Below are 22,871 nucleotides of genomic sequence, written 5' to 3' on the forward strand. Positions count from 1 at the left end.
CGCTCCGGGGCTCCGCTCAGTGCGAGCGGATCATGGTGCCGAAGGCCTGCTCGGTCAGGATTTCCAGCAGCAGCGAATGCTCGATGCGGCCGTCGATGATGTGTACCGAATGCACGCCGCTCTTGGCCGCGTCCAGCGCCGACGAAATCTTCGGCAGCATGCCGCCCGAGATGGTGCCGTCGGCGAACAGTTCTTCGATCTCGCGCGCGGACAGGTCGGTCAGCAGGTTGCCCTTCTTGTCCATCACGCCCGGGATGTTGGTCATCATCACCAGCTTCTCGGCCTTGAGGATCTCGGCCATCTTGCCGGCGACCACGTCGGCGTTGATGTTGTAGGCCTGGCCGTCGTCGGAGAAGCCGATCGGCGAGATCACCGGGATGAAGGCGTCATCCTGCAGCGCCTTGACCACCGCCGGGTTGATCGCCTCGATGTCGCCGACGTAGCCGATGTCGATGAACGCGCCCGGGTTCTCGCGGTCGGGCATCTGCAGGCGCTTGGCGCGGATCAGGCCGCCGTCCTTGCCGGTCAGGCCGACGGCCTGGCCGCCGTACTGGTTGATCAGCATCACGATGTCCTGCTGGACTTCACCGCCCAGCACCCACTCGACCACTTCCATGGTCTCTTCGTCGGTGACACGCATGCCCTGCACGAAGGTGCCGACCTTGCCGACCTTCTTCAGCGCCTCGTCGATCTGCGGGCCGCCGCCGTGCACCACCACCGGGTTCATGCCGACCAGCTTGAGCAGGATCACGTCGCGCGCGAAGCCGTGCTTGAGCTTCTCTTCGGTCATGGCATTGCCGCCGTACTTGACCACGATGGTCTTGCCGTGGAACTTGCGGATATACGGCAGGGCCTCGGCGAGGATCTCGGCCTTCAGTGCGGGAGCGATGGCGGCCACCGCGGTCGCGGCAGGCCCAGGGTTGTCGGCGTTCATGGGGGACATCCGTGAGAATCAACAGGTATGATGGCTAAGCCGCCGCGTCCCCGGGGGGAAGCCCGACGGATCGCCCCCGGGGATCGCCCGAAAGTGCGCCATCCGGCCACGGCAGGCGCCGATTTTACAAGAAACCGCGCGGGGCGAAAGCGCGCCGGCCCAACCGGGCACGGCGAAGCGGCTGCAAGCGGCCTGCGGGGCACCGGCGCGTTCCGTCGATGCAACAAGCGCGGCCTTGCCGGCCGGCCTTCTCAGCCATTTGGCCTGCACCGCGGCGCAGTGTTCCCCGCAGTGTTCCCGAATCCTGACCCTCATGTCCGCAGCCATCTGCCGCTCGCCCGACCGAATCCCGTCCATGCCGCCAGCCCCGCGGAGGCAGCGATGAGCAACCCCGCCGCGGTGCTGACAGGCCAGCTGCGCCCGGTCGAATCCTGCAGCCGCTGCGGCGCCGGCTTCGTCTGCGGCTACGTGGCGGGGTTGCCCGAGTGCTGGTGCGCCAGCCAGCCGCTGCTGCCGGCACGGCACATCGTGCCGGGCCAGCACTGCCTGTGTCCGGCGTGCCTGGCGGCGCGGCGGGCTGGTCAGACGGCGGAATCCGCACCCGCTTCCGTACCCGGTCCAGCGGCCGGCTGACGCGCCGGCGCAACGGCCGCACCGCTGTCCCACTGCATCGCCAGCATCCCGGCCACGATCAGCGCAGCGCCGGCCACCCGCGCCGGCGTCAGCGCGCGCACCGCAAACCCGGCCAGGCCGAACTGGTCGACCAGCAGCGCGGCCAGCACCTGCCCGGCCACCACCGCGGCAATGAAGCCGGCGGCGCCCAGCCTGGGCGCCATGATCAGCGCGGCCGAGATATAGAACACCCCCAGCACCCCGCCGCTCCACAACCAGGCCGGCGCCTGCGCCAGCGCCGCCGGCGACGGCAGCGGCACCCGCATCAGCCACAGCACCGGCAGCAGCGCCACCAGGCTGACCAGCAGCGACACCAGCGTGGCCGACAGCGGATGCCCAAGCATGCGCCCGAGCGTGGCGTTGGCCCCGGCCTGGAACGGGATCGCGGCACCGGCCAGCACGGCGGTGCCAAGCGGCAGCCACAGCGATGACGGGATCGAAAACGACAGCTGGGTGCCTGACATGGCGCGCTCCATAGGGCAAGATGCGATGCCAGCAGTTTGAAATATCGCTTTGCGAATTTCCAATTCTGCTTTCGTACGTTTAATATTCGCCGAATGAATAGCCTACGCGGAATCGACCTCAACCTGCTGGTGGTGCTGGAAGCGCTGCTGGCGGAGCGCCATATCTCCCGCGCCGCGCTGCGGCTGCACTTGAGCCAGCCGGCGGTCAGCCATGCGCTCGGGCGGCTGCGGCAGCTGCTCGACGATCCCATCCTGGTGCGCGGCAAGGGCGGGCTGGTGCTGAGCGCGCGCGCGCACGAGCTGTCGGGGCCGCTGGCCGAGGCGCTGGCGCAGGTGCGCATCCTGCTGGGGCCGAGCGGCTTCCAGCCGGCCACCGCGCGGCGCAGCTTCCGGCTGGCGATGTCCGACTACGGCGCGCTGGTGGTGCTGCCGCGGCTGCTGCGCGCGGTGCGCAGGGCCGCGCCCAATATCGACCTGGTGGTGTCGCAGGCCAGCCGCGAGGGCATGACCGCGCAGGTGGCCGATGGCGAGATCGACATGGCGCTGGGGGTGTTCAGCCACCAGCCCGAAGGCGTGCAGTCCGCCGAGCTGTTCCGCGAAAGCTATGCCTGCGCGGTCGATGCCGCCACCGTGCGCGATACCGGCCGGCTCGACCAGGTGGCCTACCTGGCGCGCTCGCACGTGCTGGTCGCCACGCACAGCGAACGCATGGATGCGATCGACACGGCCGTGGCCAAACTGGGGGGACGGCGCAAGATCGCCTGCGTGGTGCCGCACTGGAGCGTGGCGCCGGCGCTGATCGCCGGGACCAACCTGGTGCTGACCACCGCGCGGCGCAGCCTGGCCGCCCTGGAAGACGATCCGCGCTACGCCGTGTTTGCGCCGCCGTTCGCGCTGGACGACTTCACCTTCAGCATGATCTGGCACCAGCGCACCGAGGCCGATCCCGCCCACGCCTGGCTGCGCGAGCGCGTGCTGGCGGCGGCGTCGAGCCCGGAAGCGGACGAGCCGATCAGCCTGCGCGGCTGACGCCCCGGCGCGGGCCGGCCGCCGGTCAGTGCTTGTGCTCGCCGTGGCCGCCGCTGGCGGCGCCCGGCACCATGCTGCGCACCTCGGCCGTGACCTTCTGCTCGATCACCTTGCCGCCCTGCTCGATCTTCAGCGTGATGGGCACGGTATCGCCGGGCTTGAGCTGGGCCTTCAGGTCCATCAGCATCACGTGGTAGCCGCCCGGCTTCAGTTCGACGTTCTGCATCCTGGGCAGGTCCAGCGACTTGATCTGGCGCATGCGCATCACGTTGCCTTCCATCTTCATCTCGTGCAGCTCGGCCGACGCCACCGGCGACGAGACGCCGACCAGCTTTGCGTCCTGGTGCGCGTGCAGCACCATGAAGGCGCCCGAAGCGGTCTGGGTCGGCACCGTGCCGCGCACCCAGGCGCTGCTGACATCGACCTGCGCCAGCGCGGCGCCCGATGCCAGCGTGGCGGCCAGGGCAAAGGAAGCGGCCAGCGTGGCCGGGCGGAATTTGGCTTGCATCAAAGGCTCTCCTGAAAGCAGACATTAGACCATGCGGGGACCGCCCATGCCCGAGCCCGCCGTAGCCGCCCGGCACGCGCGATCGACAACGCAACCAGCCAGTCTGGCAGCCGGCGCGGCAACGCGCCAATGCGGCAAGGTGTCGCACGCGCCGGCGCCCCGCGGCGGCATTGATACACTCGCGCCATGCGCCCCGCCCCAGCCGTGACCCGCCTGCCTGACTTCCCGTTCCTGTCGCCCCTGCCGGCTGGCAGTTCGGCACGCCATGGCCAGGTGACGCTGCGCCGGCTGTTCTGGCTGCGCTGGGCGCTGCTGGGCGGACAGGCGCTGACCGTGCTGGTGTGCGAGCCGATTGCCGGCATCCGCCTGCCCTACACGCCGCTGCTGGTGGTGCTGGGGCTGCAGGCGCTGTTCAACCTGCTCACCGGCCTGCGCCTGCGCCAGCACACGCGGCGCAACAGCGCGCCCGGCGAGGCTGAGCTGATGGGCCAGCTGCTGGTCGACCTGACCGCGCTGTCGGCGATCCTGTTCTACACCGGCGGCGCCACCAACCCGTTCGTCTCGTTCTACCTGCCGGGGCTGGCCATCGCCGCGGCCATCCTGCCGTGGCGCCAGGTGATTGCGCTGGCGCTGTACGCGCTGGCCTGCTACACGGTGCTGCTGATCGAATACGTGCCGCTGGACCTGCACAACCCGGACAACGCGGTGACCTACCACCTGGCCGGCATGTGGCTGAACTTCGTCGCCAGCGCGGTGATGATCGCGCTGTTCGTGGCGCGCCTGTCGGGCGTGCTGCGCCAGCGCGAGGCGCAGCTGAACCTGGCGCGCGAGCAGCTGCTGCGCGAAGCGCGCGTCGAGGACCTGAACGGCCAGGCCGCCGCGGTGGCGCATGAAATCGGCACGCCGCTGGCGACGCTGGCGGTGATTGCCGGCGAGCTGCGCGCCGATGCCTCCGACGCCGGCCGCGGCGCCGCCGCCATCAGCGGCTATCTGCCCGACCTGCAGACCATGGAGCAGCAGCTGGCGCTGTGCCGCTCCACCCTGGCGCGGCTGCGCGAAGATCCGGCCACGCTGGCGCCGCAGCGCATCGACGGCTGGCTGCCGGCGTTTGCCGAGCGCTGGCAGCTGCGCCATCCCAATGCCAGCCTGCAGGCCGTGGCCACGCCGGGCGCCGGCGCGCAGGCAGTGGAAGCCGCGCGCGTGGGCCAGATCCTGACCATCCTGCTGGACAACGCCGCGCGCAGCCAGCAGGCCGCCAGCCGCGGCGCGCAGCCGTTGCAGCTGCAGATCGCCATGGCCCCCGGCAATACCGCGCCGTGGCTGTCGTTCCGCGTTGCCGACCACGGCGACGGCATCCCCGAAGCGCTGCGCGGCCAGCTCGGCGAAACCCCTGTGGCCAGCCAGCACGGCGGCCAGGGCATCGGCCTGTACCTGGCGCAAAGCGCCGCCCGCCAGATGGGCGGCGAACTCGCCTGGCATGACCGCCCTGGCGGCGGCACCGTCGCCGAACTCCGCCTGCCCGCGCTCTCCACGCTTTCCACGTCGGCGGCCGCCACCGCCACCATGCCTTCTGCGTTATGACCGAACCCCTTACCCCGGTACCCGAAGCTACCGCACCGGCCGGCACGCCCTTCCTGGTGATCGACGACGACGAAGTCTTTGCCGGCACGCTGGCGCGCGCGCTGACGCGCCGCGGCTATGCCGTGGCGGTGGCGCACGACGGCCGCACCGCGCTGGCGCTGGCGGCGCGCACCGACTTTGCCTACGTCACGCTGGACCTGCACCTGGAGCCGCCGCCCGAAGCCGGCAGCACCGCGCCCGCCGAGTCCGGGCTGCAGCTGGTGGCGCCGCTGCGCCAGGCCCTGCCCGATGCGCGCATCCTGATCCTGACCGGCTACGCCAGCATCGCCACCGCGGTGGCGGCGGTCAAGCAGGGCGCCGATGAATACCTGGCCAAGCCGGCCAATGTCGATTCGATCCTGACCGCGCTGATGGCGGGCGTGTCGGAAGACGCGGCGCAGGCCGCGCTGGAAGAACCGGTGCCGCTGTCGGTGGCACGGCTGGAGTGGGAGCATATCCAGCGCGTGCTGGCCGAGCATGGCGGCAATATCTCCGCCACCGCGCGCGCGCTGAACATGCACCGGCGCACCTTGCAGCGCAAGCTGGGCAAGCGGCCGGTATCACGCTGAAGGCGCTGAACGGGGTTCCCCAATGCAAAAGGCCGCGCACGTGCGCGGCCTTTTGCATGGCGTGGCATGGCGCCGCGTTACAGGCGCAACTGGACGTAGTCCCAGTCCAGGCCGTCGGCACCGTCCGGCGGCGCACCGCTGTCGGCGATGCGCATGGCATCGCCGGCATGGCGGTCCGCCAGCGTGAACAGCGCGCCCGAATCCAGCGCCAGCGTTGCCGCCGCGGCGGCGGCCGCGCCGAGGGTGCCCGATTGCGCGGCCTCGGCCGCCGGCATCGCCGGACGGATGCAAAGGAAGGCCGTGGCGGCGGCCAGCGCGGCCAGCAGGCCGCCCGTGGCGAGCACCACCCGGCGGGTCTTGTAATGGACCATGTGATTTCTCCTGCCAGTGGGTTGAGGGGGATGCGGTGGCTCCCGCACCGGTCAATCGACCGTCAAGGTGCGCAAGGGTCGCATCGCCCGGCCACGCCGGCCAGCGGGCTTACCATTGCTTACGAGCCTTACCGCGATGTGGCAGGTGGAAACGCACGGACATGAAAAAAGGCGCACTGCGGTGCGCCCTTCAAAAAGGCGCACCGCAGTGCGCCTTTCGTTTTGCCATGCCGCGCACTTTACAGCACGTAGCGCGACAGGTCCTCGTTGCCGGCGAGGTCGCCCAGGCGCTGGTCGACGTACGCGGCGTCGATGGTCACGGTCTCGCCGGACGACTTGCTGGCATGGAACGACAGGTCCTCCAGCAGCCGCTCCATCACCGTATAGAGCCGGCGCGCGCCGATGTTCTCGACCTTCTCGTTGACCGAGAACGCGATCTCGGCAAGACGGCGGATGCCGTCCGGCGCGAACACCAGATTGACCTCTTCGGTGTTCAGCAGCGCCTGGTACTGCTTGGTCAGGCTGGCATCGGTCTGCGTCAGGATGGCCTCGAAGTCCTGCACCGACAACGACTCCAGTTCCACGCGGATCGGGAAGCGGCCCTGCAGTTCGGGGATCAGGTCGCTCGGCTTGGACAGGTGGAACGCGCCCGAGGCGATGAACAGGATGTGGTCGGTCTTGATCATGCCGTACTTGGTGTTCACCGTGGTGCCTTCGACCAGCGGCAGCAGGTCGCGCTGCACGCCCTGGCGCGACACCTCGCCGCCGCCGATATCGCTGCGGCTGGCGATCTTGTCGATCTCGTCCAGGAACACGATGCCGTTCTGCTCGACGTTGGCGATGGCCTTGTGCTTCAGTTCCTCGTCATTGACCAGCTTGGCGGCCTCTTCGTCGATCAGCAGCTTGAAGGCTTCCTTGACCTTCATCTTGCGGCGCGCCTTCTTGCCCTGGCCCAGGCCGGCGAACATGGTGCGGATCTGCTCGGTCATGTCTTCCATGCCCGGCGGGCCCATGATGTCCATGCTCGGCATGCCGGCGGAGACCTCGAGCTCGATGTCCTTGTCGTCGAGCTGGCCTTCGCGCAGCTTCTTGCGGAACACCTGGCGCGTGTTGGAATCCTTCTCTTCCGGCTGCGAGAAGCCGATATCGCGCGGCGGCGGCAGCAGCACGTCGAGCAGGCGGTCCTCGGCGGCGTCCTCGGCCTTGGTGCGCACCTTCTTCATCTCGGATTCGCGCGTCTGCTTGATCGCCATCTCGGCGAGGTCGCGCACGATGGTGTCGACGTCGCGGCCGACATAGCCCACCTCGGTGAACTTGGTGGCTTCGATCTTGATGAACGGCGCATCGGCCAGCTTGGCCAGGCGCCGCGCGATCTCGGTCTTGCCGACGCCGGTCGGGCCGATCATCAGGATGTTCTTGGGGGTGATTTCCTGGCGCAGCGGCTCGGCCACCTGCTGGCGGCGCCAGCGGTTGCGCAGCGCCACCGCCACGGCCTTCTTGGCCTTGTTCTGGCCGATGATGTGCTTGTCGAGTTCGGAAACGATTTCCGACGGGGTCATGGTGTGCGACATGGTATCCGTTCAGTTGGGGCGCGGTGCGCGGGGGGCGTACGCCGGCCCCCGCTGGTGCCAGCGGCTTATTCCAGCGTCTCGATGACGAAATTGGTGTTGGTATAGATGCAGAGCTCGCCGGCGATGGTCAGCGCCTTCTCGACCACGTCCTTCGGCGCCATCTCGGTGTTCTCGATCAGCGCCTTGGCCGCCGACTGCGCATACGCGCCGCCCGAGCCGATCGCGGCGATGCCGCCTTCGGGATCCAGCACGTCGCCGTTGCCGGTGATGACCAGCGTGGTATCGCGGTCGGCGGTGATCAGCATGGCCTCGAGCCGGCGCAGCGCGCGGTCCGAGCGCCAGTCCTTGGCGAGGTCGACCGCGGCGCGCGTCAGGTTGCCCTGGTATTTCTCCAGCTTGGCCTCGAAGCGGTCCAGCAGCGAGAAGGCGTCGGCGGTGCTGCCGGCAAACCCGACCAGCACCTTGCCGTTGTAGATGCGGCGCACCTTGCGCGCGGTGCCCTTCATCACGATATTGCCGAGCGTGACCTGACCATCACCGCCCAGCGCGACCTGATTGCCGCGGCGGACGCTGACGATGGTAGTGCCGTGATACTGTTCCATGGTGGCTTCCGTGAATATGTCAGGACCGTAGTTGGCGACGCCCCGGCACGGTTTCAAGGCCTGTCGCGCACCTCGCCGGCGGCGGCAGGTCTGACCAATATAGGATGCCCGCCACCGCTGGTTGCGCCGCCCCGCAAACAAAAAGGGCCATGCGCAAGGCATGGCCCTTCGGCACAACGCACCGGCCGGCAGGCCAGCGCGCCGCATGAATCACTCCATCGGCTTAGTCCGATCGATCAATCCGCATAGACGCCGGCCTTCTTGATCACCGGGGTCCACTTGTTGATTTCGGCGCTAAGGTAGGTGCGCAGCGATTCAGGCGTGGCGCGCTGTGCCGTCACCGCTTCGGCGCCGAGCTCGGCCATCTTGGCGCGGAACGCCGGGTCGGCCACGGCCTTCTGCAGGGCGGCCGACAGCTTGTCGATCACCGGCTTGGGCGTGCCCTTGGGCGCGTACATGGCGTGCCAGACCTTCACTTCCACGTTCGGCATGCCCTGCTCGGCTGCCGTCGGGACGTCCTTGAACGCTTCCACGCGGCGCGCCTGCATGGCTGCGTACGGCTTGACCGAGTGGGCCTTCAGGTGGCCCGCCAGGTTGGTGGTCTGGTCGCACAGCAGGTTGACCTGGCCGCCCAGGATATCCGTCAGCGCCGGCGCCGCGCCCTTGTACGGCACGGTGGTCAGCTCGGTCTGGATCGCGCTCTGGAACAGCAGGCCGCACAGGTGCGAGGCCGAGCCGATGCCGGCGTTGGCCAGCGACAGCTTGGCGGCGTTGGCCTTGATGTACGGCAGCAGTTCCTTGAACGTGTTCGGAGGCAGCTGCTTGTTGCCAACCAGGATCATCGGCACGTCGGCGATCTCGCCGACCATCTCGAAGTCCTTCAGCGGATCGAAGCCCAGGTTGCGGTACAGCGCCGGGGCCGTGGCCATGCCGATATGGTGGATCAGCACGGTGTGGCCGTCGTTCTTGGCCTGGGCCACCTTCTTGGCGCCGATGGTGCCACCGGCGCCGCCCAGGTTTTCGATCACGATGGTCGAGCCCAGGTGCTTGGACATGATCGCGGTCAGCTCGCGCGACACCTTGTCGGTCGGGCCGCCGGCCGAGAACGGCACCACGGCCGAAATGGGCTTGCCGCCCGGGAATTCCTGCGCGTACGCGCCCGCCGCAACGCCCATCACGCCGACTGCCAGCGCGGCCGCGATCGTCTTTGCCACTCGTTTCATGCTCTTCTCCTGATTCCTTCGATACCCGTCATGCAATGCCTTGCCGCCGGCAGGGCCCCTGCTCGCGCGGGGCGCTCTGGCGCGGTCTCACTAGCCGCGTTTGGACCAAGGCCGGCTGGCGCCGCTGCCCCTGCCGTAAACCGCAAGGGCGGGGATGATGTTAGCAACACCAGACAATGCACAGGTATAGGGGCTAACCCGCCTGCAATCCACGGCATATGGCGCAAGATAGGGCAGCAATCGCCCACAAACTCCGCGTTTCGCGACAGCCGCCGCCGGCTAGCGGAAGAAACCGAGCATTTCCTCCAGCAGCGGCTCGGGGGCTTCCTCGGGAATGTAATGGCCGCAGGGCAGCGCGCGCCCGCTCACGTCGGCGGCCACCTCCTGCCACAATGCCAGCGGCTCGAAGCAGCGCGCCACCACGCCGTGCTCGCCCCACAGCACGCGCAGCGGCAGCGCCAGGCGGCGCCCGGCCTCGCGGTCGGCGCGGTCGTGCTCGAGGTCGATGGTGGCGGCGGCGCGGTAGTCCTCGCACATGGCGTGCACGCGCGCCGGGTCGCGCATTGCCGCGGTGTAGGCGGCCATCGCATCGGGCGCGAACGCGGCCAGGCCGGCGTGGCGCAGGCCCATCAGCTTCTGGATATAGAAATCGGGCTCGGCATTGATCAGGGTCTCGGGGAACGGCGCCGGCTGGATCAGGAAGAACCAGTGCCAGTAGGCCGCGGCAAATGCCATGCTGGTGCGCTCGTACATGGCCAGCGTGGGCGCGATGTCGAGCAGCATGGCGCGGCTGACCGCGTCGGGATGGTCCAGGCACAGCCGGTGCGAGACGCGCGCGCCGCGGTCATGGCCGCACAGCGCAAAGCGATGGAATCCGAGGGCCGCCATCAGCGCTACCTGGTCCTGCGCCATGGTGCGCTTGCTGTAGCGCTCGTGGCCGGCATTGCCGGGCGGCGCCGCACTGCTGCCATAGCCGCGCAGGTCGGTGGCGATCACGGTAAAGTGGTCGGCCAGTGCGGGCGCCACCCGGTGCCAGATCAGGTGGCTTTGCGGGTGGCCGTGCAACAGCAGCAGCGGCGGCCCCGAGCCGCCCCGCACCCCGGCGATCTCGACCTCGCCGACCTGTTGCCGGAACGGTTCGAAATTCGGGAACAGCAGCGCGCTCGCGTCATTCAGCATGAGGGTCTCCGCTCAGGTGGTCCTGTGCCGATCATAGGCGCAATCCGCCGTCGCGGCTGACGCAACTGAATTGCAACAACCGTGGGGCTATGGTTAAATCCGGCCATGACCCGTCCCAGTCCGGACCGGCCGGCCCTGGCGCCGGAACCGGCAATCCCGACCCCGGCGGCCCTGGAGGCCGCCCATGAGCGCCTGCGCCGGCTCGGCGCGCGCGTGACCCAGCCGCGGCTGTGCATCCTGGCGTGCCTGATCGGCAGCGACGAGGCGCTGACCCACCAGGCCGTGATCGACCGGCTGCCCGAGGCCGGCGAAACCATCGACCGCGTCACCGTCTACCGCGTGCTGGACTGGCTGGTGGACCAGGGCGTGGCGCAGAAGCGCGCCGGCAACGACCGCGTGTTCCGCTTCAGCCTGGTCGAGCACGAAGCCGCGCGCGCCCAGGAGCATCGCCAGCACAGCCATTTCCACTGCACCCGCTGCGACCGCACCTTCTGCCTGGACGATGCCGCCGCCCCGGCGCAGCCGGCCGCGCCGCGCGTGCCCAGCGGCTTTGCCATCGAACATGTCGAGCTGACCGTGAACGGCGTCTGCGCCGAGTGCGGCAAGCGTTCGCGCACCGCCCACTGACCGGCACTCATTTCCCGGAGAAACAACAATGTCCAAACTGATTCCGGTCACGATCCTGACCGGCTTCCTCGGCAGCGGCAAGACCACCCTGCTCAAGCGCATCCTGAACGAGCAGCACGGCATGAAGATCGCCGTGATCGAGAACGAATTCGGCGAAGAGAACATCGACAACGAGATCCTGGTGCAGGACGGCCGCGAGCAGATCGTGCAAATGAGCAACGGTTGCATCTGCTGCACCATCCGCGGTGACCTGGTACAGGCGCTGTCGACGCTGCTGACGCGCCGCGACGCCGGCGAGATCGCCTTCGACCGCGTGGTGATCGAGACCACCGGCGTGGCCAACCCCGGCCCGGTGGCGCAGACCTTTTTCATGGACGAGGAAATCGCCTCGCGCTACCTGCTCGACGCAGTGATCACGCTGGTCGACGCCAAGCACGCCCACCTGCAGCTGGACCAGCAGGAAGAGGCGCAGCGCCAGGTCGGCTTTGCCGACGCCATCTTCATCACCAAGTCCGACCTGGTCAGCGAAGGCGACGTGGCCGAGCTGCGCCACCGCCTGCTGCACATGAACCCGCGCGCGCCGATCCGCCTGGTCAATTTCGGCGAGGCCCCGATCGACACCATCTTCGACCTGCGCGGCTTCAACCTGAACGCCAAGCTCGAGATCGACCCCGAATTCCTGCGCGCCGAGGACCACGACCACGACCACGACCATGACCATGACCACGAACACGGCGAGCATTGCGGCGCCGACTGCGGCCATGATCACGGCCACGACCATGGGCACGCCCACGGCCATGCGCACGACCACCATCACCACCATCATCACACCGACCGCATCGCCTCGTTCGTGTTCCGCAGCGACAAGCCGTTCCACTACGGCAAGCTGGAAGAATTCCTGTCCGGAATCCTCGCGGTCTACGGGGAAAAACTGTTGCGCTACAAGGGCGTACTATATATGGAGGGGGTGGACCGCAAAGTGGTGTTCCAGGGCGTTCACCAGCTGATGGGCAGCGACATCGGTGCCAAGTGGGAAGACGAAACCCCGGGCACGCGCATGGTGTTCATCGGCGTGGACCTGCCCCGCGACGCCATCCTCAAGGGCCTGGAGAACTGCCTGGCCTGAGTGCGCCTGCCGTCCCATGGGCGGCATCCCTTCCGACACCGCCGCGCGGCTGCCCCCCGTTCGGGGTACCGGGGAAATACCGAAGCGCCAGCCGGTTTTCCCCATATCTCCGAAAAATTTGTTCAAGTACAATAGGCCGGATTTGATACCGGTGGCGCACCTTTTTCCCGCCGCCGGTGTCCGGTCCACCGCTTGCCGGTGGACTTGCAGGGCGGCGGTTGTCGTCAGCATGAGGCAGGCCGCCAGCAGGTGCGGTCGCAGTGCTTCGTGCGGAGACCGCCTGTTCCGCTTGGGGTGCCCCGACGCGCGCCGTCACTGACTGACGCGAGAGAGAGGTGTCCCCATGACAGCCGCAACGAAGACCAAAGAAAGCCGCAGCAAGACTGGTAGTGCAGCGGCAGAGACGCTCAAGGCGCAGCCTGTGAAGGCCGCGCCCGCTCCCCGCGGCAGTACGGCGAACGCCGAAGCGGGCGCAAGGAAGGGAGGCCCGCGAAGCAGCAAGACTGCAGCCAGCCAGAGTGAAACAACCGTGGCGCGCAAGCGCGCGGACAGCGCACCCGCGCGGACTGAGACGCCGCCGGCCGCATCAACAAGAGAATCAGCAGCAACCATGAGCAGCAACAAACTTCTGACTGAAGCTGAAATCCTGAAGATGAGCGACAAGGATTACATGAACGAAGCGCAGCTCGCCTTCTTCAAGCACCGCCTTGAACAGCTGCGCGACGAAATCCTGAAGAACGCTGACCAGACCACGGAGCACCTGCGCGAAACCGTGATCGTGCCGGATCCGGCCGACCGCGCCACCATCGAGGAAGAACACGCGCTGGAACTGCGCACGCGCGACCGCGAGCGCAAGCTGCTGAAGAAGGTCGAACAGTCGCTGCAGCGCATCGAGTCCGGCGACTACGGCTGGTGCGAGGAAACCGGCGAGCCGATCGGCGTGCCGCGCCTGCTGGCGCGCCCCACCGCGACGCTGTCGCTGGAAGCGCAGCAACGCCGCGAACTGCGCCAGAAGCTGTTCGGCGACTGAAGCACGGCGCGCCGGCCAGCCGGCGCAGCCTGCGCAACATGACGGCCCGGGTATCCGGGCCGTTTGTCTTTGGGCCGCGCACCAGCCCTTGTCGCGCCAGGGCCACGGCCTGACATTGAGAATCATCCGGCTGTTGCCGCCGCGGCCTTTCTGGTAAATTCGCAACCTTGTTGCAACAACGCGCCCGCGACCTTTGCGCGCTGCGTTGCCTCCTCCACATTCCCTGCTGCTGCCATGGCTGATCGCCTGCCCGTCACCGTGCTGTCCGGTTTTGCCGGCGCCGGCAAGACCTCACTGCTGAACCACCTGCTCGCGCATGGCGCCGGCGGGCGTGTCGGCGTGCTGGTCTGCGGCGCGCAGGACGGGCAAGCACTGGCGCCCGTGCCGCCCGGTTGCGAGGCCACGCTGCTGCCGTCGGGCGAGCCGCTGCTCGCCGAAGCCGCAAGGCTGGCCGCCACGGGCCGTTTCGACGCGCTGCTGGTCGAGGCCGACGGCCTGGACGAGCCGCTGGCGATCGCCGAAGGCTTCCTGTTCGAGGCCGAGCATGGCGCGGGGCCCGACGCGGCCGTGCAGCCCGACACGCTGGTGACCGTGGTCGATGCCGCCACCGTGCTGCGCGACCTCAACGAAGCCGAATTCCTCGCCGACCGTGGCCTGGCGCAGGGCCAGGACGACGACCGCACCGTGGCCGAAGTGCTGGTGGCGCAGATCGAAGGCTGCGACGTGATCGTGCTGAACAAGGCCGACCTCGTCGGCGCCGCGGACCTGGCGCGGCTGCGCGCGGCGCTGCAGGCGCTGAACCCGCGCGCCGACATCGTCGAAGCCAGCTTCGGCAAGGTGCCGCCCGGGCGCGTGCAGGGCACCGGCCGCTTTGATTTCGAAGCCACCGCCGATGGCGCCGGCTGGCTCGCCGCGCTGCGTGGCGAAGTATCCGCGGCGGACGCGGCCAGCGGGGTTTCCACGCTGGTCTACCGCCGCCGCCGCCCGTTCCACCCGCAACGTTTCGCCGACCTGATCCATACCGAATGGCTGCGCGAGCACGGCAGCGTGCTGCGCTCCAAAGGACTGTTCTGGCTGGCCAGCCGCATGGAGACCGCGGGCGACTGGAACCAGTCCGGCGGCGTCTGCCGCCATGGCGGCGCCGGCGCCTGGTGGGCCGCGCTGGATCCGGCCGAATGGCCGGCCGACGCCGACGAGCGCGCGGAAGTCGAAGCCGACATGCACGACGGCGGCGCCCCGGCGCCGTTCGGCGACCGCCGCCAGGAACTGGTGCTGATCGGCCTGGACCTGGACCACGCCGCGCTGCAGGCGCGTCTCGATGCCTGCCTGCTGAGCGATGCCGAGATCGCCGCAGGGGTGGAGGCCTGGGCCGCCTATCCGGATCCGTTCCCGGCCTGGGTCGATGATTTCGACGACGACCACGATCACGGCCACGATCACAGCCATGGCGATGACTGCGGTTGCGGCGATCCCGCCGACGATCACGGCCACCCGGGCGGCCACCCCCATGCGCACTGACTGGTTCGCCCGCCTGCGCGCGCACGGCCCAGGCCTCTGGTCCGCGCTGTGGCTGGCGCTGTGCCTGCTGCTGGCGCAGCATGCCGGACTGACCCACCGCATCGTCCACGGCGGCCTGCTGGCACCGGCTGGCGCCCCGGCGGTTGCCGACACCACCGCCGCGTCCGACACTGACCCGCACACGCTGGCGCAGGCCTTCAGCGGGCACTCGTGCGTGCTGTTCGATGGCGCCACCGTCGCCGACACGCATTGCGGCAAGCTGCCGCCATTGCAGCTTGCCTTCGGCAAGCCGGTCAAGCCGGCCAGCCTGGCCTGGCGCTGGCCCGACCTGCCCTCGTCCCATCCGTTCCAATCGCGCGCCCCGCCGGCGCCGGCCATCGCCCTCGCCTGATCCGGGACGCGGCCAGCGCCGCGCACCCGCCGACTTACGCATTCCGAGCTGAACATGCGCCCTTCCGGCCGCGCCGCCACGCCCCTCGCGGGCGCGCCGCGCCTGGCCGGACGCCGCCGTGCCAGCCGGGCCGATCGCCACTGCATTGCTCCGCGCGCCATGTCGAAGAACCGTTACACCGCCCGCCGTTACACCCAGCCTGCCGCCCCGCGCCTGACCCCGCTGGCGGCGCTTGCCGCCTCCCTGACCGCCACGCTGGCCGCCGCTTTCGCAGCCCCCGCCGCGCTCGCGCAAACCGCCGCGGCGCCGGCCGCCGATGCCGCTCCCGCCGGCGCTCCAGCCACCCCGGCCGGGGCCACGCTGCGCGAAGTCGTGGTCACCGCCAACCCGCTGGGCAGCGACCTGAACGACATGGTGGCGCCGGTCTCCACACTGGGCGGCGACGCGCTGGCGGTGCGCCAGGCCAGCACGCTGGGCGAGACCCTCGACAAGCTGCCCGGGGTATCGTCGACCTACTTCGGCCCCAACGCCAGCCGGCCGGTCATCCGTGGCCTCGACGGCGACCGCATCAAGGTGCTGCAGAACGGCGGCACCACGGTCGACGCGTCCACGCTGTCTTACGACCACGCCGTGCCGGTGGATCCGCTGGTGGCCGAGCGCATCGAAGTCGTGCGCGGCCCGGCGGCGCTGATGTACGGCGGCAATGCCATCGGCGGCGTGGTCAACGTGATCGACAACCGCATCCCCAAGGAGCCCATCGAAGGCGTAGGTGGCGCGGTCGATGCCAGCGCCACCGCCGGCGGCGACCAGGCCCGCAACGCCAGCGCGTTGATCGAGGCCGGTAACGGCAAGTTTGCCGTCCACGCCGACGCCTTCGCGCGCAAGACCAGCGACCTGCGCATCCCCGGTTACGCGCGCAGCGAACGGCTGCGCAACACCGAGCCGCTGCCCGAAGGCGAGGCTGAGCCCTACGGCCGCCTCCCCAACACCAGCGCCGACCAGCAGGGCGGCTCGCTGGGCGGCTCCTACACCTGGGCCGATGGCTTCCTCGGCGCCAACTACAGCGCCTACCGCAACGACTACGGCACGCCCGCCGAGGACGCGGTGCGGCTGAAGATGAAGCAGGACCGCTTCGCGCTGGAAGGCGAGGCACGCAACCTGGCCGGCAACACCGGCGGCTGGCTCGAGTCGGTCAAGGGCAAGGTCAGCTTCACCGACTACGAGCACCGCGAAATCGAGGACGGCGAAACCGGCACGATCTTCAAGAACCGCGGCTGGGATGCGCGCTTCGAGGCCCGGCACGCCAAGATCGGCAACCTGACCGGCGTGGTCGGCACGCAGTTTGGCCACACCAACTTCTCGGCGCTGGGCGAGGAGGCCTTCGTGCCCAGCACCAACACCGACAATGCGGCGCTGTTCGTATTCGAGGAACTGCCCCTGACCGCCGGCGGCGACCTGAAGCTGAACTTCGGCGGCCGGCTCGACCACAGCAGCGTCAAGGCCAGCGCCAACGGCAACGACCGCTTCGCCGACGCCAGCCGCAGCTTCAACGCCACCAGCGCCTCGGCCGGCCTGCTGTACAAGATGAACCCGGCGTGGTCGCTGACCAGCAACCTGTCCTACACAGAACGCGCGCCGACCTTCTACGAGCTGTACGCCAACGGCCCCCACGTCGCCACCGGCGCCTGGGAAGTGGGCGATCCCAATGCCAACAAGGAGCGCGCGACCTCGATCGACCTGGGCGTGCGCTTCAAGTCAGGCGCGCACAGCGCCGGCGTGTCGGGCTACTACAGCCGCTTTGCCAACTACCTCGCGCTCAGCGCCACCGGCCGCGCGCGCGACGAGGCCGGCGACGTGGTCGCGGTCGGCAGCCCGGATGCGCTGCCCGAATTCCAGTACCTGGGCGTGCCCGCCACGCTGTACGGCTTCGAGGCCGAAGGCAAGACGCGCCTGCTGCAGAAGATGCTGACCAGCAGCGACACGCTGGACTTCGAGGCACGCGCCGACTACGTGCGCGGGGAAAACCGCGACACCGGCGAGCCGCTGCCGCGGCTGGCACCGCTGCGCCTGGGCGGCGCGCTGGTGTATGGCGCCGGGCCCTGGGGCGCGCGCGTCGATGTCACCTACGCGGCCAAGCAGACGCGCGTGCCGTCCAACGACACGCCGACCGATGCCTACACGCTGCTGAGCCTGGCGCTGACCTACAAGTTCAAGGTGGCGGGCACGCAGACGCTGGTGTACCTGCGCGGCGACAACCTGACCAACCAGGACGCGCGCAACTCGGCGTCAATCCTGCGGGATATCGCGCCGCTGGCGGGAAGAAGTGTGAAGGTGGGGTTCAGGACGTCCTTCTGACCGGCCTGCCGCCGGGCGACGCATCCCGATTGCGTGCTCCCTCTCCCGCTTGCGGGAGCGGGGAGCAAACCACCATGGGCGACGGCTTCCTCGCCATTAGGCGCGGCGTCGGGGGCAATCAATCCCGATTCACCACCCACTCCCCCTCGACCTGCGCCGCCCCCACCCGCGCCAGCGCTCCCACCGTCTGCGCGCAGATCTCCGCCATCTGCTGCCCCGGCATAAAGCGCTCGCGCATGTGCGCCATCAGCGGCGCCGCCTCCATCCACGCGGCCAATGCCGCCAGCGTCATCCGCTGCGCCTCGAGCAGCTTGAATTTCACCAGCACCTTGACCGCATGCGCGGCATTGCGCGCAGGGTCGGCGCTCAGGTACGCCAGGCGCCCCTGCGCGCGTTCGACCGCCGCGGCGACGTCGGTGAACACGCTGCCGTGGCCGGGAATCACCACGCGCACGTCGAGCTGCGCGATGCGCGCCAGCACGGCCGCCTGTTCGGCGAAGCCGCTCTCGCCCTCCAGTTCCGGAAAGATCACGCCGAAACCGTTCTGCCACAGCGCATCGCCAGAAATCAGGATGCGCTCGGCGGGCGCGAACAGCATCACCGCGTGCGGGTCATGGCCGGGGGCCGCCACCACCTGCCAGTCGATGCCGCCCAGGCGCAGCGTATCGCCGTCGTTGAGCACGCTGTCGAAGGTAAAGCGGTCGCACTGCTGGCCGGTGGCCTTGTAGCTGAGCGCATCGGTATCCCACGCCGCCACGGCCCCGGCCTCGGCCGCGGGGATCGCGGTGCGCGGCTGCCAGCGTGCCTGCAGCGCGGCATTGCCGCCGCAGTGGTCCGAGTGCAGATGGGTATTGATCACGCGCGCCAGCGGCCGGCCCTGCAGCGCCGAGGCCACCAGCGCCACCGTCTGCGGCGCGTGGGTGACGTAGCCGGTGTCGACCAGCGCGGTATCGTCGCCGTCCGCAAACAGGATGTTGTTGGCCGACAGCCAGCCACGCTCGAACACGCGCATGGTGGCCGGCAAGCGCGGCACGGTGCTTTCGCTCACGACGATGCCTCCTCGCCCGCCAGCCATGCGGCGCGCCGCGGCAGCTGCGCCCAGATGCGGCGCTTGTCCTCGTCGCCGGCCGACGACCAGCCGGCAATCTCTTCGATGGTGCGCAGGCAGCCCTCGCAATAGCCGCTCGACGGGTCCATGCGGCAGACGTTGCGGCACGGCGACGGCACCGGGGTGGCTTGCATCGCGGCGTCGGCCTGCCTGGCCAATTCCGCGGCGAGCGCACCGGGCGAGCGGGGCATCGTAGCCATGGCGTTGCGCGCGCTCGCCACTCAGGCCGCCGCGCGCGCGGCCTTGGCCGCGACCTTCTGGTTGAAGCGGCCGGCGTCGATCAGGTGGCGCTCGTGCACGCCCTCGGAGATCTTGTCCTCGCCGTCCCACGCGCTCAGCTGGAAACGCAGGCGGCGCCCGTCCACCTCGACCAGCTCGCCCCTGACCGTTACCGTCATGCCCGGCGGCGTCGGCGCCAGGTGCGAGAAACTGACCAGCGTGCCGAGCGACTGCTCGCGCGGCCAGTCCAGGTGCTCGCGCAGCATCTGCAGACAGGCGCACTCCATGATGCCGACCAGGTAGCCGGTGGCCAGCACGTCGGGCATCTCGGCGCAGCCCGGGATATCGTCATACAGGCGCGGCACCGTGGCCTTGGGCGGCACCGTGTATTGCCAGGTGAAGGCCAGGCCGGGGCGCAGGTCCGGGCTCATGCCGCGGCTCCGGGCATGGCCGCGAGCGCGACATCGGCCACTTCGGCCCCGGTCATCTGTTGCAGCTGGTGCGGGGTCAGGTTGAACACCGCGTGCGGATGGCCGGCCGCGGCCCACAGGCTGTCATAGCGGAACAGGTCCTGGTCCAGCAGCATCACCGGCGCCACCGCATGGCCGATCGGGCAGACGCCGCCGATGGCATAGCCGGTCTTCTCGCGCACGAAGCGCGCGTCGGCCTTGCCCAGCGCGCCCACGCGCGCGGCCACCTTGGCCTCGTCGACGCGGTTGCTGCCGCTGGCGATCACCAGCACCGGCGCATCGTCGGCAACGCGGCGGAAGATGATGGACTTGGCGATTTCGGCCACGCTGCAGCCCAGCCCGGCGGCAGCCTCGGCCGAGGTCTTGCCGGTCGCGGGCAGCATCACCACGGGCCGGTCGTGGCCGAGTCCGGCCAGCAGCCCGGCCACGCGCTGCGCGGACTCGGGCAGCGCTTCATCAGGCATGGTCATGCGTTCTCCTGTTTGCCGCCGCGCTTTACACGCAGGCCGGCGCGGCGTCGCTGGCGGCGGCCCATTTGGTCAGCAGGGCGCGGCCCACGCGCGAACTGTTGGCGCGGCCGATCGCCTGCGAGATGTAGTCGCCGGCGCGCACCACCGCTTCCAGGTCGATGCCGGTGTGGATGCCCATGCCATGCAGCATGTAGAGCACGTCTTCGGTGGCGACATTGCCGGTGGCGCCCTTGGCATAGGGGCAGCCGCCCAGGCCCGCCACCGAGGCATGGAAGATCGCGACGCCCACTTCCAGGCTGGCCAGGATGTTGGGCAGGGCCTGGCCGTAGGTGTCGTGGAAATGGCCGGAGATCCGGTCCAGCGCAAACTCCGCCGCCGCGGCGCGCATCACTTCCTGCACGCGCACCGGCGTACCCACGCCGATGGTGTCGGCGATGTCGATCTCGTCGCAGCCCAGTTCGCGCATGCGCCGCACCACGTCGACCACCGAGCTGACCGGCACCTCGCCCTGGTAGGGGCAGCCGAGCGCGCACGAGATGCTGCCGCGCAGGCGCACGCCCTGCTCCTTGGCCGCCGCCGCCACCGGCGCGAAGCGCGCGATCGACTCGGCGATGGAGCAATTGATGTTCTTCTGCGAGAACGCCTCGCTGGCCGCGCCGAAGATCACCACCTCGTCGGCGCCGGCCGCGATCGCGCCCTCGAAGCCCTTCATGTTGGGCGTCAGCGCCGAATACAGCGTGCCGGCGCGGCGCTGGATGCGCGCCATCACATCGGCGCCGTCGGCCATCTGCGGCACCCATTTGGGCGACACGAACGAGGCGGCCTCGATATTGACGAAGCCGGCGTCGGTCAGCTGGTTGATCAGCGCGACCTTCACGTCCGTCGGCACCATTGCCTTCTCGTTCTGCAGGCCGTCGCGCGGGCCCACTTCAACGATCTTCACGTAGTTGGGCATGGTCATGGCTGTCTCCTGTCGTTTATCCGGTGGGGTATGGGGCGGGTATGGCGGGTCAGTAGCCGCGCTGCAGGTCGACCACGCCCGCGATCGGCTGGCCGGCGCGCAGCGCGCGGATCTTGCCGGCAATCTGCGCGATGCTGTCCTCGCGCAGCGTCAGCGCCGAGATATGTGGCGTAATGGTGATGCGCGGCTCCTGCCAGAACGGGTGGTCGGATGGCAGCGGCTCGGTGCGGAACACGTCCAGCGTGGCACCCGCGACCTGGCCGGCCTGCACCGCCGCGAGCAGGTCGGCTTCGACCAGGTGCTGGCCGCGCGCGACGTTGATCACGTAGGCGCCCTGCGCCAGCTTGCCGAACAGTTCGCCGTTCAGGATGTTTTCGGTCTGCGGCGTCAGCGGCAGCACATTGACCAGCACGCGCAGGCCGTCCAGGAACGGCGCGCGGCCGGCATCGCCGTGGAAGCCCACCACGCCCTCGATAGCGCGCGCGGTGCGGCTCCAGCCGCGCACCGGGAAGCCGAAGCCGGCCAGCGTGCGGGCGATATGCGTGCCGAGCGTGCCGACCCCCATCACGCCGATGGTGAAGTCCGCGCGGCGGTGCGGCTTGAGGAATTTCCACTTGCCGGCCTGCGCCTGGGCGGCGTAGTCGTCCAGCCGGCGGAAATAGCGCAGCACGGCCGAGGTGACGTATTCGGCCATCTGCGCCGCCATGCCGGCGTCGTCCAGCCGCACGATCGGCACGCCGGCCGGCAGCGCCTGCGGATCTTCGTCGCGCAGGCGCAGGATGCCATCGACCCCGGCACCCAGGTTGAACACCGCCTTCAGGTCGGTGCGGCCGCGCAGCATCTCGACCGGCGGGCGCCAGACCACGGCGTAATCGGCGGATTCGCCGCGGCTGTCGTCCCAGGTCACGCAGGTGGCTTCGGGCAGCGCCTCGGCGAAACCTTCGATCCAGGGATCGTAACGGCCATCGGGAACGTACAACTGCAACTTCATGATGTCTCCAGCGACTCTGGTGGTGCAAAGGGCTATTTTGGCAGAGGAATGCGCTGCGGGGGCGCATGGCGGAGCACGGCGTTCGCGCGAGCGTGACCGCACCGGCGGATGCCTTGCCTGCGCACCACCCAAAGTCATGAGCGGTGCCGCGCCGTGACGCGGCGCGCGCCGCCGGATGCCGTTGGCTGCCTGCCTAGTTCCGTTCGAACGCCAGCAACTGGGCCCCTTCCGCCACCTGTTCGCCCACGTCGTAGAGGATTTCGCTGACCACCCCGTCGGCCGGCGCGCTGATGGTGTGCTCCATCTTCATCGCCTCCATCACCAGCAGCGGCGCGCCGCGCGTAACCATGCTGCCGGCCTCGACCAGCACGGCGATGACCTTGCCCGGCATCGGCGCGGTCAGCTTGCCGCCCTCGCTCTCGGCTTCCCCCGCGTGGGCGAGCGGGTCGAGCCACGCCAGGCTCACATGCCGCCCGGCGTAGAAGACGTGGAAGGTATCGCCATCGGCATGCACCTGCCCGTGCGTGCGCCGCGTGCCGAGGTTGACGCGAAGATCGTCGGCCTGGCAGGTATAGGCAAAAGGCGCGGCCTGGTCGGCGTAGATCAGGGTGCTGCCACGCGCATTGCTGTCCAGCTTCACGTCGAGCACCTGCTCGCCATAGCCGAAACGCAGCGTGCGCGACACGCCGCCGTTCAGCCGCCACGCGCCGGCGTGGGTCCACGGCGAGTGCGGATCGGCGGCATCGATGCGCAATTCGCGCGCCTCGCGATGCAGCAGCGCCGCCACCGCCAGCGCGATCAGCTCCATGCCGACCGGCGCGGGCGGCGGGAACAGGACCGCCTCGTTGCGCGCGATCAGCCCG

General features: G+C 69.4%; 25 protein-coding genes. 10 read left to right on the forward strand and 15 right to left on the reverse strand.

The window, feature by feature from the left end; translation table 11 throughout:
• Nucleotides 1-16: 16 nt before the first annotated feature.
• Nucleotides 17-934: an acetylglutamate kinase gene (gene argB / locus U9J39_RS28200; RefSeq protein WP_039008462.1), complete on the reverse strand. Its 918-nt coding sequence runs from the start codon at nt 932-934 to the stop codon at nt 17-19.
• Between the two features lie 381 nt (nt 935-1,315).
• Here argB and U9J39_RS28205 point away from each other — a divergent pair, with 381 nt between their 5' ends.
• Nucleotides 1,316-1,567, forward strand: coding sequence for a cysteine-rich CWC family protein (locus tag U9J39_RS28205; RefSeq protein ID WP_116312049.1), 252 nt, complete (start codon nt 1,316-1,318; stop codon nt 1,565-1,567).
• Here U9J39_RS28205 and U9J39_RS28210 read toward each other — a convergent pair.
• Nucleotides 1,516-2,070, reverse strand: coding sequence for a DMT family transporter (locus U9J39_RS28210; RefSeq protein WP_116313215.1), 555 nt, complete (start codon nt 2,068-2,070; stop codon nt 1,516-1,518). The two genes, U9J39_RS28205 and U9J39_RS28210, sit on opposite strands and share 52 nt — an antisense overlap.
• A gap of 93 nt (nt 2,071-2,163) precedes the next feature.
• On the opposite strand from U9J39_RS28210, the gene U9J39_RS28215 reads away from it, so the two are divergent.
• Entirely contained in the window at nt 2,164-3,099 is a 936-nt protein-coding gene (locus U9J39_RS28215) for a LysR family transcriptional regulator (RefSeq protein WP_115707817.1), read from the forward strand.
• Nucleotides 3,100-3,124: 25 nt separating this feature from the next.
• Here U9J39_RS28215 and U9J39_RS28220 read toward each other — a convergent pair whose 3' ends face one another.
• Nucleotides 3,125-3,607 carry a copper chaperone PCu(A)C gene (locus tag U9J39_RS28220; protein WP_115707815.1) on the reverse strand — a complete coding sequence of 161 codons (483 nt, stop codon included), beginning with the start codon at nt 3,605-3,607 and terminating at the stop codon, nt 3,125-3,127.
• 186 nt (nt 3,608-3,793) lie between these two features.
• Between U9J39_RS28220 and U9J39_RS28225 the strand changes: the two genes are divergently transcribed.
• Nucleotides 3,794-5,188: an ATP-binding protein gene (locus U9J39_RS28225; RefSeq protein WP_115707813.1), complete on the forward strand. Its 1,395-nt coding sequence runs from the start codon at nt 3,794-3,796 to the stop codon at nt 5,186-5,188.
• On the forward strand, nt 5,185-5,796 hold the full coding sequence (locus tag U9J39_RS28230; RefSeq protein ID WP_115679153.1) for a response regulator transcription factor: 612 nt from the start codon (nt 5,185-5,187) through the stop codon (nt 5,794-5,796). Before U9J39_RS28225 ends, U9J39_RS28230 begins: the two co-directional genes overlap by 4 nt.
• A 77-nt stretch (nt 5,797-5,873) precedes the next feature.
• Here the strand turns inward: U9J39_RS28230 and U9J39_RS28235 are convergent, their stop codons facing one another.
• The 5 genes from U9J39_RS28235 to U9J39_RS28255 all read right to left on the reverse strand — a co-directional run bounded on the left by U9J39_RS28235 (nt 5,874) and on the right by U9J39_RS28255 (nt 10,742).
• Entirely contained in the window at nt 5,874-6,167 is a 294-nt protein-coding gene (locus tag U9J39_RS28235) for a hypothetical protein (RefSeq protein ID WP_115679152.1), read from the reverse strand.
• A 239-nt stretch (nt 6,168-6,406) separates the two neighbouring features.
• Nucleotides 6,407-7,738: an ATP-dependent protease ATPase subunit HslU gene (hslU, locus tag U9J39_RS28240; RefSeq protein ID WP_115707809.1), complete on the reverse strand. Its 1,332-nt coding sequence runs from the start codon at nt 7,736-7,738 to the stop codon at nt 6,407-6,409.
• Nucleotides 7,739-7,803: 65 nt separating this feature from the next.
• Nucleotides 7,804-8,340 (reverse strand): ATP-dependent protease subunit HslV, encoded by a 537-nt coding sequence (gene hslV / locus U9J39_RS28245; protein WP_115707807.1) that lies wholly within the window; start codon nt 8,338-8,340, stop codon nt 7,804-7,806.
• Nucleotides 8,341-8,576: 236 nt separating this feature from the next.
• Complete coding sequence (locus tag U9J39_RS28250) at nt 8,577-9,563, reverse strand: tripartite tricarboxylate transporter substrate-binding protein (RefSeq protein WP_115707806.1); 987 nt, start codon at nt 9,561-9,563, stop codon at nt 8,577-8,579.
• A gap of 279 nt (nt 9,564-9,842) precedes the next feature.
• The gene (locus tag U9J39_RS28255) at nt 9,843-10,742 is read right to left on the reverse strand and encodes an alpha/beta fold hydrolase (protein ID WP_115707804.1); all 900 of its coding nucleotides are present in this window, start codon (nt 10,740-10,742) and stop codon (nt 9,843-9,845) included.
• Between the two features lie 105 nt (nt 10,743-10,847).
• Between U9J39_RS28255 and U9J39_RS28260 the strand changes: the two genes are divergently transcribed.
• From U9J39_RS28260 to U9J39_RS28285, 6 genes are all read left to right on the forward strand, one after another.
• Complete coding sequence (locus tag U9J39_RS28260; protein ID WP_115707802.1) at nt 10,848-11,369, forward strand: Fur family transcriptional regulator; 522 nt, start codon at nt 10,848-10,850, stop codon at nt 11,367-11,369.
• Between the two features lie 28 nt (nt 11,370-11,397).
• Nucleotides 11,398-12,495, forward strand: coding sequence for a CobW family GTP-binding protein (locus U9J39_RS28265; protein WP_115707800.1), 1,098 nt, complete (start codon nt 11,398-11,400; stop codon nt 12,493-12,495).
• Nucleotides 12,496-13,105: 610 nt separating this feature from the next.
• Nucleotides 13,106-13,525 (forward strand): RNA polymerase-binding protein DksA, encoded by a 420-nt coding sequence (gene dksA / locus U9J39_RS28270; protein ID WP_010813282.1) that lies wholly within the window; start codon nt 13,106-13,108, stop codon nt 13,523-13,525.
• 234 nt (nt 13,526-13,759) lie between these two features.
• Nucleotides 13,760-15,043: a GTP-binding protein gene (locus U9J39_RS28275; RefSeq protein ID WP_326348688.1), complete on the forward strand. Its 1,284-nt coding sequence runs from the start codon at nt 13,760-13,762 to the stop codon at nt 15,041-15,043.
• The gene (locus U9J39_RS28280) at nt 15,033-15,434 is read left to right on the forward strand and encodes a hypothetical protein (protein WP_326348689.1); all 402 of its coding nucleotides are present in this window, start codon (nt 15,033-15,035) and stop codon (nt 15,432-15,434) included. The genes U9J39_RS28275 and U9J39_RS28280 overlap by 11 nt, the downstream gene beginning before the upstream one ends.
• A 159-nt stretch (nt 15,435-15,593) precedes the next feature.
• On the forward strand, nt 15,594-17,789 hold the full coding sequence (locus U9J39_RS28285; RefSeq protein ID WP_326348690.1) for a TonB-dependent receptor: 2,196 nt from the start codon (nt 15,594-15,596) through the stop codon (nt 17,787-17,789).
• Between the two features lie 118 nt (nt 17,790-17,907).
• On the opposite strand, the gene U9J39_RS28290 is transcribed toward U9J39_RS28285, so the two are convergent.
• The 7 genes from U9J39_RS28290 to U9J39_RS28320 form a co-directional block, all read right to left on the reverse strand.
• Entirely contained in the window at nt 17,908-18,864 is a 957-nt protein-coding gene (locus U9J39_RS28290; protein ID WP_326348691.1) for an MBL fold metallo-hydrolase, read from the reverse strand.
• Entirely contained in the window at nt 18,834-19,097 is a 264-nt protein-coding gene (locus U9J39_RS28295) for a DUF1289 domain-containing protein (RefSeq protein ID WP_115681362.1), read from the reverse strand. Before U9J39_RS28295 ends, U9J39_RS28290 begins: the two co-directional genes overlap by 31 nt.
• A 21-nt stretch (nt 19,098-19,118) precedes the next feature.
• Nucleotides 19,119-19,547 (reverse strand): thioesterase family protein, encoded by a 429-nt coding sequence (locus U9J39_RS28300; RefSeq protein ID WP_115705466.1) that lies wholly within the window; start codon nt 19,545-19,547, stop codon nt 19,119-19,121.
• Nucleotides 19,544-20,056 (reverse strand): YbaK/EbsC family protein, encoded by a 513-nt coding sequence (locus tag U9J39_RS28305; RefSeq protein ID WP_326348692.1) that lies wholly within the window; start codon nt 20,054-20,056, stop codon nt 19,544-19,546. Before U9J39_RS28305 ends, U9J39_RS28300 begins: the two co-directional genes overlap by 4 nt.
• A 25-nt stretch (nt 20,057-20,081) precedes the next feature.
• Nucleotides 20,082-21,017, reverse strand: a complete 936-nt coding sequence (locus U9J39_RS28310) for a hydroxymethylglutaryl-CoA lyase (RefSeq protein ID WP_326348693.1) — start codon at nt 21,015-21,017, stop codon at nt 20,082-20,084.
• A 49-nt stretch (nt 21,018-21,066) separates the two neighbouring features.
• Nucleotides 21,067-22,008, reverse strand: coding sequence for a 2-hydroxyacid dehydrogenase (locus U9J39_RS28315; protein ID WP_326348694.1), 942 nt, complete (start codon nt 22,006-22,008; stop codon nt 21,067-21,069).
• 193 nt (nt 22,009-22,201) lie between these two features.
• Nucleotides 22,202-22,871: acetyl-CoA carboxylase biotin carboxyl carrier protein subunit (locus U9J39_RS28320; protein ID WP_326348695.1), on the reverse strand; the 670-nt coding region annotated here is incomplete at its 5' end.

Source organism: Cupriavidus sp. SS-3 (assembly GCF_035818815.1).
In the GTDB taxonomy this organism is placed as follows: domain Bacteria; phylum Pseudomonadota; class Gammaproteobacteria; order Burkholderiales; family Burkholderiaceae; genus Cupriavidus; species Cupriavidus taiwanensis_C.

Excerpts from the sequence above, each read along its gene's own strand:
- dksA (WP_010813282.1), top strand. The coding sequence starts at position 13,106 with ATGAGCAGCAACAAACTTCTGACTGAAGCTGAAATCCTGAAGATGAGC.
- U9J39_RS28205 (WP_116312049.1), top strand. The coding sequence starts at position 1,316 with ATGAGCAACCCCGCCGCGGTGCTGACAGGCCAGCTGCGCCCGGTCGAA.
- U9J39_RS28305 (WP_326348692.1), bottom strand. The coding sequence starts at position 20,056 with ATGACCATGCCTGATGAAGCGCTGCCCGAGTCCGCGCAGCGCGTGGCC.
- U9J39_RS28210 (WP_116313215.1), bottom strand. The coding sequence starts at position 2,070 with ATGTCAGGCACCCAGCTGTCGTTTTCGATCCCGTCATCGCTGTGGCTG.
- U9J39_RS28300 (WP_115705466.1), bottom strand. The coding sequence starts at position 19,547 with ATGAGCCCGGACCTGCGCCCCGGCCTGGCCTTCACCTGGCAATACACG.
- U9J39_RS28225 (WP_115707813.1), top strand. The coding sequence starts at position 3,794 with ATGCGCCCCGCCCCAGCCGTGACCCGCCTGCCTGACTTCCCGTTCCTG.
- U9J39_RS28265 (WP_115707800.1), top strand. The coding sequence starts at position 11,398 with ATGTCCAAACTGATTCCGGTCACGATCCTGACCGGCTTCCTCGGCAGC.
- U9J39_RS28230 (WP_115679153.1), top strand. The coding sequence starts at position 5,185 with ATGACCGAACCCCTTACCCCGGTACCCGAAGCTACCGCACCGGCCGGC.
- U9J39_RS28235 (WP_115679152.1), bottom strand. The coding sequence starts at position 6,167 with ATGGTCCATTACAAGACCCGCCGGGTGGTGCTCGCCACGGGCGGCCTG.
- U9J39_RS28220 (WP_115707815.1), bottom strand. The coding sequence starts at position 3,607 with ATGCAAGCCAAATTCCGCCCGGCCACGCTGGCCGCTTCCTTTGCCCTG.
- U9J39_RS28295 (WP_115681362.1), bottom strand. The coding sequence starts at position 19,097 with ATGGCTACGATGCCCCGCTCGCCCGGTGCGCTCGCCGCGGAATTGGCC.
- U9J39_RS28310 (WP_326348693.1), bottom strand. The coding sequence starts at position 21,017 with ATGACCATGCCCAACTACGTGAAGATCGTTGAAGTGGGCCCGCGCGAC.
- U9J39_RS28215 (WP_115707817.1), top strand. The coding sequence starts at position 2,164 with ATGAATAGCCTACGCGGAATCGACCTCAACCTGCTGGTGGTGCTGGAA.
- U9J39_RS28260 (WP_115707802.1), top strand. The coding sequence starts at position 10,848 with ATGACCCGTCCCAGTCCGGACCGGCCGGCCCTGGCGCCGGAACCGGCA.
- U9J39_RS28275 (WP_326348688.1), top strand. The coding sequence starts at position 13,760 with ATGGCTGATCGCCTGCCCGTCACCGTGCTGTCCGGTTTTGCCGGCGCC.
- hslU (WP_115707809.1), bottom strand. The coding sequence starts at position 7,738 with ATGTCGCACACCATGACCCCGTCGGAAATCGTTTCCGAACTCGACAAG.
- hslV (WP_115707807.1), bottom strand. The coding sequence starts at position 8,340 with ATGGAACAGTATCACGGCACTACCATCGTCAGCGTCCGCCGCGGCAAT.
- U9J39_RS28315 (WP_326348694.1), bottom strand. The coding sequence starts at position 22,008 with ATGAAGTTGCAGTTGTACGTTCCCGATGGCCGTTACGATCCCTGGATC.
- U9J39_RS28285 (WP_326348690.1), top strand. The coding sequence starts at position 15,594 with ATGTCGAAGAACCGTTACACCGCCCGCCGTTACACCCAGCCTGCCGCC.
- U9J39_RS28280 (WP_326348689.1), top strand. The coding sequence starts at position 15,033 with ATGCGCACTGACTGGTTCGCCCGCCTGCGCGCGCACGGCCCAGGCCTC.
- U9J39_RS28290 (WP_326348691.1), bottom strand. The coding sequence starts at position 18,864 with ATGGCTGGCGGGCGAGGAGGCATCGTCGTGAGCGAAAGCACCGTGCCG.
- U9J39_RS28250 (WP_115707806.1), bottom strand. The coding sequence starts at position 9,563 with ATGAAACGAGTGGCAAAGACGATCGCGGCCGCGCTGGCAGTCGGCGTG.
- argB (WP_039008462.1), bottom strand. The coding sequence starts at position 934 with ATGAACGCCGACAACCCTGGGCCTGCCGCGACCGCGGTGGCCGCCATC.
- U9J39_RS28255 (WP_115707804.1), bottom strand. The coding sequence starts at position 10,742 with ATGCTGAATGACGCGAGCGCGCTGCTGTTCCCGAATTTCGAACCGTTC.